The 12,896-nt window shown below is 42.5% G+C and carries 12 protein-coding genes; all 12 read right to left on the bottom strand.

The window, feature by feature from the left end; genetic code table 11:
- Position 1 precedes the first annotated feature (1 nt).
- Positions 2-991: a glycosyltransferase family 4 protein gene (locus BM427_RS16315; RefSeq protein ID WP_090123267.1), complete on the bottom strand. Its 990-nt coding sequence runs from the start codon at positions 989-991 to the stop codon at positions 2-4.
- The gene (locus BM427_RS16310) at positions 966-2,147 is read right to left on the bottom strand and encodes an O-antigen ligase family protein (protein ID WP_244316566.1); all 1,182 of its coding nucleotides are present in this window, start codon (positions 2,145-2,147) and stop codon (positions 966-968) included. The genes BM427_RS16315 and BM427_RS16310 overlap by 26 nt, the downstream gene beginning before the upstream one ends.
- 133 nt (positions 2,148-2,280) lie before the next feature.
- Entirely contained in the window at positions 2,281-3,318 is a 1,038-nt protein-coding gene (locus BM427_RS16305; protein ID WP_090123840.1) for a glycosyltransferase family 2 protein, read from the bottom strand.
- Positions 3,319-3,326: 8 nt separating this feature from the next.
- Positions 3,327-3,923 (bottom strand): acyltransferase, encoded by a 597-nt coding sequence (locus BM427_RS16300; RefSeq protein WP_090123265.1) that lies wholly within the window; start codon positions 3,921-3,923, stop codon positions 3,327-3,329.
- A gap of 95 nt (positions 3,924-4,018) precedes the next feature.
- Entirely contained in the window at positions 4,019-5,290 is a 1,272-nt protein-coding gene (locus BM427_RS16295; RefSeq protein WP_090123263.1) for a glycosyltransferase, read from the bottom strand.
- Positions 5,291-5,305: 15 nt separating this feature from the next.
- A complete protein-coding gene (locus BM427_RS16290; protein WP_090123261.1) occupies positions 5,306-6,826 on the bottom strand; it encodes a lipopolysaccharide biosynthesis protein in 1,521 nt (506 codons plus the stop codon).
- A 32-nt stretch (positions 6,827-6,858) separates the two neighbouring features.
- A complete protein-coding gene (gene rffA, locus BM427_RS16285; protein WP_090123259.1) occupies positions 6,859-7,989 on the bottom strand; it encodes a dTDP-4-amino-4,6-dideoxygalactose transaminase in 1,131 nt (376 codons plus the stop codon).
- A gap of 9 nt (positions 7,990-7,998) precedes the next feature.
- Positions 7,999-8,541: a dTDP-4-dehydrorhamnose 3,5-epimerase gene (gene rfbC, locus BM427_RS16280; protein WP_090123257.1), complete on the bottom strand. Its 543-nt coding sequence runs from the start codon at positions 8,539-8,541 to the stop codon at positions 7,999-8,001.
- A 3-nt stretch (positions 8,542-8,544) separates the two neighbouring features.
- Complete coding sequence (rfbA, locus tag BM427_RS16275) at positions 8,545-9,423, bottom strand: glucose-1-phosphate thymidylyltransferase RfbA (RefSeq protein ID WP_090123255.1); 879 nt, start codon at positions 9,421-9,423, stop codon at positions 8,545-8,547.
- A 47-nt stretch (positions 9,424-9,470) separates the two neighbouring features.
- Entirely contained in the window at positions 9,471-10,370 is a 900-nt protein-coding gene (rfbD, locus tag BM427_RS16270) for a dTDP-4-dehydrorhamnose reductase (RefSeq protein ID WP_090123253.1), read from the bottom strand.
- A gap of 2 nt (positions 10,371-10,372) precedes the next feature.
- Positions 10,373-11,455 carry a dTDP-glucose 4,6-dehydratase gene (gene rfbB, locus BM427_RS16265; RefSeq protein WP_090123251.1) on the bottom strand — a complete coding sequence of 361 codons (1,083 nt, stop codon included), beginning with the start codon at positions 11,453-11,455 and terminating at the stop codon, positions 10,373-10,375.
- Positions 11,456-11,854: 399 nt separating this feature from the next.
- The gene (gene galF, locus BM427_RS16260) at positions 11,855-12,748 is read right to left on the bottom strand and encodes a GalU regulator GalF (protein WP_090123249.1); all 894 of its coding nucleotides are present in this window, start codon (positions 12,746-12,748) and stop codon (positions 11,855-11,857) included.
- Positions 12,749-12,896 lie beyond the last annotated feature (148 nt).

Genomic DNA, 12,896 nt, shown 5'->3' with positions numbered 1-12,896 from the left:
CTTATATCTCTTCAAAAACTTTAGAAATTTTTCTGGCCACTTCTTCCCAAGTGAACAATTTAGCCTGTGCAAAACCTTTATCAATCATCGTGGTTCGAGTTTCGGTATTATTCACGACTTCATTTATTGCAGCAGTAATTTGTTCGACGGATTCAGGGTCCACTAGCAGCGCTGCATCACCAGCAACTTCAGGTAAAGAGGTAACAGTAGATGTTACAACAGGCACACCACAAGCCATTGCCTCAATAACTGGCAGGCCAAACCCCTCATACAGCGATGGGAAAATAAGCGCAAGTGAACCGCGGTATAAGCCAGGCAAATCATCTTCCAATATAAAGCCGGTAAAAATAACCCGCTCTTTACAACCGACTTCGTCGATAAGTGCTAAAAGTTCGGTGGTTGGCTTACCGGTTAGAACTAATTTAATTGTCGGATCAATATCAGACTGGGCAAAAGAATGAATAATTCTTCTTTCATTCTTATGCGTTTTCCGGTTACTAACGCACAGCAAATATTTATAACCTGGTTTATGGGGAGTAGCTTGCGCGCTAAAGTTTTTGGAAACCCCGTTCCCAACATTAATTATTTTACCTTTAGCAACACCTGACCATTCAGCGATACGATTGCGAGAGAACTCAGAAACGGTAAATATGTATTTAGCATGGCGACACCCACGTTTTATAACATATTCATAAAAAAAATCTTTTGTCCGCGATGCATTATCATCGATATCAATGTGATTTAAATCATGGATGGTAAAAATATAGTTACAGGCACTGAACAGCGGTGGGATATATCCGGGAAAGAAAATCACATCTTGTTTATTCACTGACAAAGACTTAAATGCCGTAACAACTGTTGCTAATGGCGATGCGCAATTTTTATAGAACTCCTGGCTATCAATATTTTTTAAATAGTGCGTTAACTCAAAGGTAAACCGACCAATCCCCCCTTTACCTAGCCAACTAGTATCCATTATGATTTTTTTCATAATATCCTTTATGTAATTTTAACCCAGGCAATAAAGCCAGAACACACCAAAAGAACAGAGAGAATGTAGATGATGATGGCGCTGAACTCAGTGCTGAAGCAATAAAATACGCCATCATCATAACCATATAGGGGCGCAGTGGATGGATTTTTTCATTAATCAATTGCCGGGACAATCCATAAATGAATTGAGTAATAATATATATCAGATTTAGTATTAATCCCAGGATACCGGTCTCTAAGGCCATCCAAAAAAAATAATTATCCGTATTAATACGTTTATCGTCCTGCGCGATCAAATTACCTGATCCCTGAGTTCCCAAACCGACACCCATCGGATTATCAGCAAGATATGCCATCGATTTTGCTGCCATATCAAAACGTCCCTGCGTGGAACCTTTCGACGTGGCAGATGAATCTGTAAATCTACCGACAAGAAGATCGGTATATTTATCAAGATAAGTAGTTTGAATGGCAATAACCGGAATCATTAAGATACACAGCACACAAACTGTTTTTATCAATGTACGGTTTGTCACGAAATAGGCGAAATAGATCAAAAATACAATAAGTATTGCCCCACGAGTTAACGTCATGCATACGGCAACTGACATGATGAGGCTTAAAATCAACATACGCTTTCGCATGATTCGTTGGGCGTAGCATTCCATACAAAGGAAAACGCCTATTGCCAACGTGTAGCCAAAGTTCAAGGCATCACTAAATCCGCCGGTCGCCCGTATCGTATCATCGTAACTATCTATGAGTCTGAATTGTTCTCCCGCATAGTGAGAGTCATATCCTAACAGTTTAATGAATTCACCATGCATGAGTACATCAATGATTGCTATCAGAGCACAGAATGCCAGGACATATACGCTAAATCGACTAAGTTTATAGGCGTTGACATCACTTTTATCGCTCCGCATCAGCATCGCTATGCAGATAAATATTGAAGGGAATAGAATATAACTTCGAGCCCCCATTATTGCTTGTATTTTGTCTGGTGAATAAATGATTAAAACTAAGACCAGCGCAGCAAGTGCAAGCCAGGTTAATAAAAGAAAAACCTTGAAAATATCTAGTTTTTCCCTTCCCAAAAAAGCACGACCCAATATTATTGCTATCAACACAAAGCTAATAACATCCCTTAACATAGCACCTGGAGGGAAAGGTAGGATATTATTAAACCAGGAACTTAGGTATGGCGATATCAGGTTAACTGCAAGCAGTAACGATATGAGATTTGTATACATAATCTACCAAAAGTTGTCTATTCCCATCATAAAATTAAATGCCAAGCCTTGGTGTTCCGCCGTTTCGCTTCCTAATAAATTTAATCAGAGCATCATATCCACCACGTTTCAAAACATATCCCAGCAGAGAATGTGCATAAAAAAGTGGTTCATTATTGAAACCCATACTTCTGAATTTATTAATCATCTTCAAATAAGATGAGAAAGGAAGTGACAATTGATCGCGGATATAGGGGTAAAAATAATTTGCGATGTCATGTTTGATAGCATTGTATACACCAGAAATTTTGCTAACTTCTTCAATATGTCTGGCAATAAGCAAAAGCCCCTCGACCATATGAATTCGCCCTTCAGGCTTGTAGCCTCCAGGTACAAATACACCCTTCTCAGTCCCTGCGTTACCAAAATCTGGCGCTTCGGTATCACGGGAAAGTGTCATGATATCACTAAAGTAATAACCTTTTCCCTGTGTCAACAACATGCCAGCCAAATACATTTGGTAGTACAAACGGCCATCAAATTTATCACAAGCAACAGATCTTGCTTTGACAGCATCAACCACAAAACCAGAAATCACACCTACTCTACGAAAGAAGAATTTAATTGCATCTAATCCTGGCTCGAATAATTGATCGTGACCCAGATGTTTAACAACGTCGCATAGCTCATTAGGATCTTCTTTGAACCAGCCATAAGCACGAGTGGCGAGAACAATATCAGGGTTAGCTTTTAACGTCGTAACAATTTTTTCCAGCGCATTAACGTTGAGGAGATCATCGTTGCCCATAATCAGACAATACTTTCCGCTAGTCACCTCAAAGCAATGTCTTAAGTTACGATCATATCCCAAGTTTTCTTCATTCAATACAACTTTGAGGTTTCCCAAGTTATGCTTATCTCGATATGCAATCGCGATTGCATTAATTTCCTCACGCTGTGGCGAAACATCCTCACATATAATCACCTCAAAATCATCGTGGTCCTTAGCATAACTCTGATTATAGATGCTATCTAATAACGGTTCTAAAAATTCAGCGCGATTATAAGAGGGAATACATATACTAATAAACATATCGTCCTTCATAAGGTTTTAATGACTTTCGCAGGGATACCACCGATTAAAGATGGCTGCGTTACTTTAAGGTTTCTCACAACTGAGTTAGCTGCAATAACACAACCTTCGCCAATCTCACTGCCCCCAAGAATTATAGCGTTATCACCAATCCAGCAATTATCGCCGATAATAACTTCGCCAAAATCGCTAAGCGGTTTATTTGCTGGTGCAATATTTTGATAGCGATTGCCTTGATATTCTCCATGGCTGTGATCGCCAATATAAACTTTGCTACCAATCAACACGCCCTTTCCAATGGTAATTTTATAGGCACATGAAATATGCACAGCATCACTCAACGCTACATTTTCACCAATAGTTAGCAGAGGTTGAAAGTCATCACCACCATAATAGTATACGGCCTCCACCCAACAGTTGTCACCGACGCGCAGTTTTTTTATTTTCTCATTACCCGTCTTTTCGAAGGGTTTGATGAACAGTTTGAAATTGATACCCACTGATGTAAATGTGTGCCCATAAACCAGTGTAAGCAGCGATGCCTTTATTTTTCGTTTAATATCTCGCCGTCGATTTAAGCAAACAATAATACATTTTCGGAACATTTATCACCTATTCATGCATGTCAAATGGGAAAGCCCAACGCGCTCCCATTCTTAATGAAATAATAAAATCGAGGATAAGAATCGCTACCACAAAGCTAACAAAACGTTCTGAAAGGTTCAGTAACAAGCGATTCAATGGCTTTAACTTGCGTAATAGCCGCGCATTTTTTCAAGGCACTTTGGCGACTATTATTTTTTACCGCAGTCAGTGATGAATCACTTAATATTAAAAAGTTTGTAATGGCATCGGCTAACGCAGTAGAACTGATATTATCCGCCAGAAAACCATTCTGCTGATTAACAATAAGATCTTCAGCAACGCCCACTTTAAATGAAATGACAGGAACACCGGACATCAGTGCCTCATTGATCATCATTGGACCTGCGTCTTCAATCGATGGGCAGATAAATCCGTCAGCTAAGTTATATAAAAATGGGTATTTTTCTTTATCATGGATAAACCCAATATTAATAACGGAAATATTTTCCGGCAACACCGTCTGCGGTTGCCCTCCGACCGTTAAAATAGAAACATTAGTGAGACTTTGCGGATTTTCTTTTTTTATAATATCGAGAGCCTCAATAACATATTTCACTCCTTTTCGAGGATCGCTCAGAGACTGCGCGCCCAAAAAGATTACCCGGTGGCCTTCCGGAATTTGAACGTCGATATTTTCTTTAGCGACAGAGATGGCGCGAGGGGTGAAGACATTCTCATCAATGCCTATTATCGCTTTATTCATGCCTAACTTCGCTTTAATACCGCTAGCCTGGCACCGCTCATCAAGCCACTGACTTGCAGACAAGAAAAAGCAATCCATCTCACTGAAATATTTTTTGCGGTTCTTGAAGATATGCGCAGGAAGCGTAATCAACGTAGGATGTGTCATCGCAGGGCATTGCTGACAGCCCGTTTTGTAGCCTTCGCAATGCCAGGGATAATGACATCCACCTGTGAACATGGCTGCATCCATCAGATAAAATGCAACAGGACATTGATAATGTTGCTGTATTTTAAACAGATCAAAATCAGATAGAAAACCCGCTACATAATAAACAATGATCAAGTCTGGCTTTTGAGTGTATTTTTTTTGAATCTCATTTACGCTGAATGTTGTATTATAAATTAAATATGTTTTATCTTCCGCATCCCCCCGACGAACAATAAATCGGCGAAGGACTTTAACTAAAAAGTTGAGTATTTTTGTCTTGGTTTGCTGAAGTTCGACAACATTCGTATCACTGGAGGTTTTCTCAAGTACGAACATCGTAGATTCATGGCCATATTTTTTTAGATTTGTATGCGTCCGGTAGGCTCCGTAGAACGCACCTTTGCTATCGCCAGTAGATAGATGCAAAAAATTCATTTAACACTCACTTTACTATTGCCAGTTTTTTAATTTAATATTTTTAATCGCCGCAGTAAAAGGCGAACGGATAATATAAAGAAACAAAGAAATAATAATAAAATTAGCCACTGGTGGGAATACGATATAAATAAACCTGTAAGCGCTAAAAATTTGTAACTCCTGCATTGACCAGAAGGACAAAGTAGAAAAGAGTAATACAAATGCCGTTAGTGGTACCAATAGCAAAATATAACCGACCATCTCTTTGTATACACAATACCCCCCCCAAACCAGCATAAATAGCAGCGTGTGGGATAAGTAAAAAATACTTGACCACTCTGGCCCATAGTATTTCGCCGTGAGAATAGTTAATGGAATCGTGATAGCGGAATAGGATGCATATGCGTAAAAATGATATTTAAGCTGTCCTTTTGAGTACAACAGTATGAACACAAAGTTCATCATCCCCGCAAAAAATGCTGCAGAGACTAACCATTTAGCGTACCCATTTACAGCAAGACCTAATTCGTTATTTTTAAGCCACAATGAAATTAGATCGCCACCATAAATACACATGTAAGGAACCAGCGGGCCAAGAATGACGACATACCCAATGGAACTGATGCTGAAAAACTCAATAAATTTACCGTACTTCTTCTCTTTTACTAACGCACTTAATCTTGGAAGCAAGAGTTGCGAAAGCGGAGCAGCCAGCGTTAATACAACCGCGCTCAATTGAGAGCCAATTTGATATTGTGTATAACGCGTGAGTTCGGTATATGTTGATAATGCAATTTTATCTACCTGAGTAGCAACCACCCAGATCATCGATAGCCCGGATAGTTGCAATGAAAACTTAATCACGCTTTTGAATGAAATACTATCGTCGTTATGTGCTTCCGTTATTGCATCAATACCTTTTAATCCTTGCTTTTGCTTTACAATCACATAAACCACACTGATTATGGCGACCAGGATATCAACAATAGAAAGTACCAGTAGCGCGGTGAAAAATGCGGTGAGTGTATTGGAATAATGCGCAAGGATTAGATACGAACCGCCATAAAATAAAGTGGTATAAAACATACCCCATATCGCGATCAGATCTTGCCGCTCCATACCATTAACAAAGCTTTGTAAGTATGACCGTAAATATAGAAGCGCGAGAATTATGCCGGTAAGTTTGATACAATAAACAGTTTCATCGTTAGATAAGGTTGTTTTTAACCAATCATTTACTATATATTCAGAGTAAAAATTAAAGATAAAAACAACCACGCCAGCAATGACCATAAAACCGCAGAACACCTTAAGAAATAAGGTGACGACTTTAGCAAAGTTTGCAAGTTGGTTTTTATTAGTTGCAATCAACTTAATGAATGTTCCACTAATTCCTGCGTCCAGCAACCCCATTAATGTTATTAGCATAGTAAAAAATGAAACTATGCCGTATCTTTCCGTTCCTAATAGCCCAATAATCAAAGGAACCAGCAGGAGTGGAAATGCTGCCCGATAGAGTTGGGAAGCATATAATATAACTATTTTTTTAAACATAACGGCTCACAAAAACCAACTTGCACATTGCTCTATTTCACATTATAAAAATCAGAAATTTTGGAACAGATATAATCCACCTGTTCCAGTTCTAATTCATAGAACATCGGGAGCCGCAGTAAACAGTCGGTAAAACGATCGCTATTTTCCAGATCCACGCTCTCATTATTAGCGAGATAGTAGTCACTTTTATTCAATGAAAGGTAATGGAACACAGAATGTATACCGTTACCCTTAAGATATTGAATAAGTTCTGAACGCGCTTTTATATTCTCACAGACAATGTAAAACATATGCGCATTGTTGGTGGCAAACTCAGGAACAACCGGCAGAGTAATAAAACCCTTCGCCGCAAGTTCATTCAATCCATCATGATAACGCTGCCATAGTGCTTTTCTTTTCGCCTGGATGGTATCAATTTTTTCAAGTTGTGCATACAGATAGGCGGCAATAATATCGGAAGGTAAAAATGAAGAACCAATATCGACCCAGCCATATTTATTCACTTCACCTCTAAAGAATGAAGCGCGGTTGGTTCCTTTCTCTCTGATAATTTCAGCACGCTGGATATACTTTTCGTCATTGATGACAAGCATTCCACCTTCACCCGAAATAATATTCTTCGTTTCATGGAATGAGAAAGTACCAAATGTCCCAATACTGCCTAATGGTTTATCATTGTAGTACGAATCAATAGCTTGTGCGGCATCCTCGACAACCGGAATATTAAATTCCTTCGAAATCGCCATGACAGCATCCATATCGCATGCAACCCCCGCGTAATGCACAATGACAATCGCTTTGGTCTTCGCAGTAATATTATTGCGGATCGCAACCGGATTTATGTTTGGATTATCACTATAGCTATCAACGAAAACAAGCTTCGCGCCACGTAACGAGAATGCATTTACCGTCGAGACAAACGTATAAGATGGAGCAATGACCTCATCACCTGGCTGTATGTCTAACAATATCGCAGCCATTTCCAGTGCATCCGTGCAGGAAGTGGTTAACAAAACCTTCTTAAATCCATATTTTTTTTCAAAGAACTCGTGGCTTTTCTTGGTAAAAACCCCATCACCAGAAATTTTCCCACCACTAACGGCCTGAGAAATGTAGGTCAGTTCATTCCCGTGTAAATAGGGTTTATTAAACGGAATCATTTTTCTTCCTTATTTCAAATCTGTAAAACTACCCGCTTGCATATCTTTAGTTGAAAGAATCAACTTGTCCATTGGCAATGGCCATTTAATATCTAATGTTGGGTCATTCCAGGCAATACTGCGTTCCGCGGTGGGGGCATAGTAGTTTGTGGTTTTATATAAAAATTCGGCCGTTTCGCTCAGAACCAAAAAACCATGGGCAAATCCGTCAGGAATCCACAATTGACGTTTATTTTCGGCGGAAAGATTGGCTCCCACCCAGCGACCATATGTTGAAGAATCACGACGAATATCTACTGCGACATCAAAAACTTCACCCACCACACAGCGCACTAATTTGGCTTGTCCGTAAGGTGCGGCCTGGTAGTGCAATCCCCGCAAAACCCCCTGCTTCGACTTTGAATGATTGTCTTGTACGAAGGAAAGTTTGCTGCCAATTCGCTCTTCTAACGCTGACTGGTTATAACTTTCAAAAAAAAATCCGCGATCGTCGCCGAAAACTTTTGGCTCAATGATCAACACATCCGGAATTTCCGTCTCAAGAATATTCATTTATTAATAGCCTTTAACCATCTTCAATAGATACTGCCCATAAGCATTTTTGGACAGCGGAACAGCCAAATTTTGCACCTGTTCAGCGCTGATAAATCCTTTACGGAATGCAATCTCTTCCGGGCAGGAAACCTTAAGTCCCTGACGAGCTTCAATGGTTTGAATAAAATTGCTGGCTTCAATCAAACTTTGATGGGTGCCGGTATCTAGCCACGCGTAACCACGTCCCATCATCGCCACAGACAAACGCCCCTGCTCCATGTAAAGGCGATTGATATCGGTAATCTCCAACTCACCGCGAGATGAAGGCTTCAGACTTTTCGCCAACGCAACCACATCATTATCGTAAAAATAGAGGCCGGTCACCGCATAATTGCTTTTCGGTTCCTGCGGCTTCTCTTCCAGGCTAACAGCAATACCTCCACTATCAAACTCGACGACACCATAGCGTTCAGGATCGGTAACATGATAAGCAAAAACAGTCGCACCACTTTCCTGATTAACCGCTGTATCCATCAGTTTCGGCAAATCATGTCCATAGAAAATATTGTCACCCAGCACCAGTGCGCAAGGATCGTTACCAATAAATTCTTCGCCGAGGATAAATGCCTGCGCCAACCCGTCCGGACTTGGCTGAACTTTATAGTGCAGGCTTAACCCCCACTGGCTGCCATCACCAAGCAACTGTTCAAAGCGGGGGAGATCCTGTGGCGTGCTGATGATCAGAATGTCGCGAATCCCGGCCAGCATGAGTGTGGACAGAGGATAATAAATCATTGGCTTATCGTAAATCGGTAACAGTTGTTTACTCACAGCCATTGTTACCGGATACAAACGGGTTCCCGAACCGCCCGCCAGAATGATTCCTTTACGTGTTTTCATTTCGTATTCTCGCGCAATAAATGCCTGCCCAGAGGGTATTTAAAAAGTTAAATTGACGTTGCAGCAAAGAGTTCAGCAAGCATACGTTTTACGCCATTCTCCCATGGCGGCAAAACAAGACCGAATTCGCGCTGAAATTTTTCTGTGTTGAGCCGCGAATTACCCGGACGCTTCGCCGGAGTTGGATAAGCTTCTGTAGCAATCGGATTAACTTTGTTAAGCGCCAGCGTTAAACCCGCCTTCCGCGCCTCGTCAAACACCATTTGCGCAAAGGCATACCAGGTTGTAGTTCCCGCAGCAACCAGGTGGTAAAGCCCGGCGACCTCCGGTTTAGTCATTGCAGTACGAATCGCATGTGCCGTACAGTCTGCCAGTAATTCGGCACCGGTTGGCGCACCATACTGATCATCGATAATGGAGAGCTCTTCGCGGTCTTTTGCCAGGTTGAGCATTGTTTTGGCAAAGTTATTTCCTTTGCCCGCGTAGACCCAACTGGTACGAAAAATAAGATGATGAGGGCAATGTTGCTGGACGGCTTTTTCCCCTGCCAGCTTGGTTTCGCCATAGACATTCAGCGGCGCGGGGAGATCCGTTTCACACCAGGGAGTATCGCCAGTACCGGGAAAAACATAATCCGTCGAGTAGTGCACCAGCCAGCCGCCAATCGCACCAACTTCACGCGCAATTGCCTCAACACTGGTTGCATTCAGCAGTTGCGCAAAACCACGCTCTGATTCAGCTTTATCCACGGCGGTGTGCGCAGCAGCATTCACCACCACATCAGGGCGAATACGGCGAACGGTTTCGGCTACCTCGTTCGGCTTACTGAAATCACCACAATAATCAGTAGAGTGAACGTCAACAGCAATCACATTGCCAAGGGGGGCCAGCGCCCGTTGCAGCTCCCAACCAACCTGCCCCGTTTTACCGAATAACAAAATATTCATGATTAACGCTTCTCGTAGTTCTGTTCGATCCAGCTTTTGTATGCGCCGCTTTTAACGTTCTCAACCCAATGCTGATTATCGAGGTACCACTGCACTGTCTTACGGATACCTGACTCAAAGGTTTCCTGCGGTTTCCAGCCCAGTTCGCGACTGATTTTTTCAGCGTCGATGGCGTACCGCCTGTCGTGGCCAGGACGATCGGTAACATAGGTGATTTGATCGCGATAAGAAGCGGTTTTCGGCACAATCTCATCGAGCAAATCACAGATCGTATAAACAACATCGAGGTTCTGTTTTTCGTTATGACCGCCAATGTTGTAGGTCTCACCGGCCACACCCTGAGTCACCACGGTATAGAGCGCACGGGCGTGATCTTCAACGTACAGCCAGTCGCGGATTTGATCGCCTTTGCCGTAGATGGGCAACGGTTTACCTTCAAGCGCATTAAGAATAACCAGCGGGATCAATTTTTCGGGGAAGTGGTAAGGACCGTAGTTATTGGAACAGTTGGTGACAATGGTCGGCATACCATAGGTACGTAGCCAGGCGCGAACCAGATGATCGCTGGAGGCTTTTGACGCGGAATAAGGACTGCTCGGCGCATAGGCCGTTTTTTCTGTAAACAGCGGTAACGGCTGCCCTTGCGGCTGCTCATCAGGGTGTGGCAAATCGCCGTAAACTTCATCTGTCGAGATATGATGAAAGCGGAATGCTTTTTTTGCCGCATCTGTCAGCGAGGACCAATACGCACGAACCGCTTCCAGCAATACATAAGTGCCTACAATATTGGTTTCAATAAAGGCTGCAGGCCCAGTGATAGAACGGTCAACATGGCTTTCCGCAGCCAGATGCATAACAGCATCAGGCCTGTGCTCGTCCAGGATACGCGCCATTTCTTCTGCATTGCAAATATCCGCATGCTCAAAAAAATAACGCTCGCTATCTGAGACATCTGTAAGTGATTGAAGATTTCCTGCATAGGTCAATTTATCGACATTAACCACAGAATCTTGCGTGTTATTAATGATATGACGAACCACTGCAGAGCCAATAAAGCCTGCGCCACCGGTAACCAATATTTTCACGAGAATTATCCGTACTTGCTATGCAATATTTTGAACTATATGAACGGGCGAAAGAAAGAACCTAAATAACTTCAGGCACGCTACCGCCCCAGGCTCTTCAGCTACCTGTTAACTGATTGAAATTATCGTCTATTTCTGCCGTTAATGCTTATCATTAACGTAATGTCTATTTTGCCATCCGGCACAAAATGCCAAGGCGGATATTCTCTACCGAAATAAACCTCGAAACAAGGAAAATCCTTAGTTCTGGTTGTACAAAAACCCCGCAAAAACACTATTTTACTTCTTGATTTTGCAGTAGAAATAAATAAGGCAGTAAGAATAACCTGAGAATGAAACACCTCATAGCGACTCTTTACTGCCTTATAAACTAGCGCTGCAACAGCAGCGTTTAATTACTTATTGTGTAAGTAATTTCTTAATGCTATCGCGGAATTTTTGACCTTCTTTCAGGTTGCGTAAGCCATACTGCACAAATGCCTGCATATAGCCCATTTTTTTACCGCAGTCGTAGCTCTCGCCGGTCATCAGCATTGCATCGACAGACTGTTTTTCGGCCAGTTTGGCAATCGCATCAGTCAACTGGATACGGCCCCAGGCGCCCGGTTCGGTTTTCTCCAGCTCAGGCCAGATATCCGCAGAAAGCACATAGCGCCCCACGGCCATCAGGTCAGAATCCAGCGTTTGCGGCTGATCTGGTTTTTCGATGAACTGGACGATACGGCTAATCTTGCCTTCGTTATCCAGCGGCTCTTTGGTCTGAATCACAGAGTATTCAGAGAGATCACCTTTCATGCGTTTTGCCAGTACCTGGCTGCGGCCCGTTTCCGTGAAACGCGCCACCATAGCGGCAAGGTTGTAGCGCAGCGGATCCGCAGTGGCATTGTCCAGCACGATATCCGGCAACACCACCACAAACGGGTTGTCGCCAATAATCGGGTGAGCACAGAGGATAGAGTGACCCAGGCCCAGCGGCTGCGCCTGACGCACGTTCATGATCGTTACGCCCGGCGGGCAAATAGACTGGACTTCCGCCAGCAGCTGGCGTTTAACACGCTGCTCCAGCAACGCTTCCAGCTCATATGAGGTGTCAAAGTGGTTCTCCACTGCGTTTTTAGACGAGTGCGTAACCAGAACGATTTCTTTGATCCCTGCAGCAACAACTTCATCGACGATATACTGAATCATCGGCTTGTCGACAATCGGCAGCATCTCTTTTGGAATGGCTTTCGTGGCAGGAAGCATATGCATTCCCAGCCCAGCTACCGGAATAACCGCTTTCAAATTAACCATTATTTCTATCCACCTATAATAATTGGACGAAGTATAAACCTTTAACCTGGTTTCGCCAGTAAGTTAGCGATGATGATCGGTAAAAAGTCTTATTTTGTGTTATGAATGTCCAGTTCAGTCCAGCGATGTAATCCTAACCCCCTGGTTA

The sequence above is a fragment of the Kosakonia arachidis genome, from assembly GCF_900116535.1.
In the GTDB taxonomy this organism is placed as follows: domain Bacteria; phylum Pseudomonadota; class Gammaproteobacteria; order Enterobacterales; family Enterobacteriaceae; genus Kosakonia; species Kosakonia arachidis.
Note: the sequence above shows the minus strand (reverse complement) of the source record. Positions and strands in the feature narration are given on the sequence as shown.

Bases quoted from the DNA above. Each gene is read 5' to 3' on its own strand.
- BM427_RS16305 (WP_090123840.1), bottom strand. From the start codon at position 3,318: ATGTTTATTAGTATATGTATTCCCTCTTATAATCGCGCTGAATTTTTA.
- galF (WP_090123249.1), bottom strand. From the start codon at position 12,748: ATGGTTAATTTGAAAGCGGTTATTCCGGTAGCTGGGCTGGGAATGCAT.
- rfbC (WP_090123257.1), bottom strand. From the start codon at position 8,541: ATGAATATTCTTGAGACGGAAATTCCGGATGTGTTGATCATTGAGCCA.
- BM427_RS16295 (WP_090123263.1), bottom strand. From the start codon at position 5,290: ATGAATTTTTTGCATCTATCTACTGGCGATAGCAAAGGTGCGTTCTAC.
- rffA (WP_090123259.1), bottom strand. From the start codon at position 7,989: ATGATTCCGTTTAATAAACCCTATTTACACGGGAATGAACTGACCTAC.
- BM427_RS16310 (WP_244316566.1), bottom strand. From the start codon at position 2,147: ATGTTAAGGGATGTTATTAGCTTTGTGTTGATAGCAATAATATTGGGT.
- BM427_RS16315 (WP_090123267.1), bottom strand. From the start codon at position 991: ATGAAAAAAATCATAATGGATACTAGTTGGCTAGGTAAAGGGGGGATT.
- BM427_RS16300 (WP_090123265.1), bottom strand. From the start codon at position 3,923: ATGTTCCGAAAATGTATTATTGTTTGCTTAAATCGACGGCGAGATATT.
- BM427_RS16290 (WP_090123261.1), bottom strand. From the start codon at position 6,826: ATGTTTAAAAAAATAGTTATATTATATGCTTCCCAACTCTATCGGGCA.
- rfbA (WP_090123255.1), bottom strand. From the start codon at position 9,423: ATGAAAACACGTAAAGGAATCATTCTGGCGGGCGGTTCGGGAACCCGT.
- rfbD (WP_090123253.1), bottom strand. From the start codon at position 10,370: ATGAATATTTTGTTATTCGGTAAAACGGGGCAGGTTGGTTGGGAGCTG.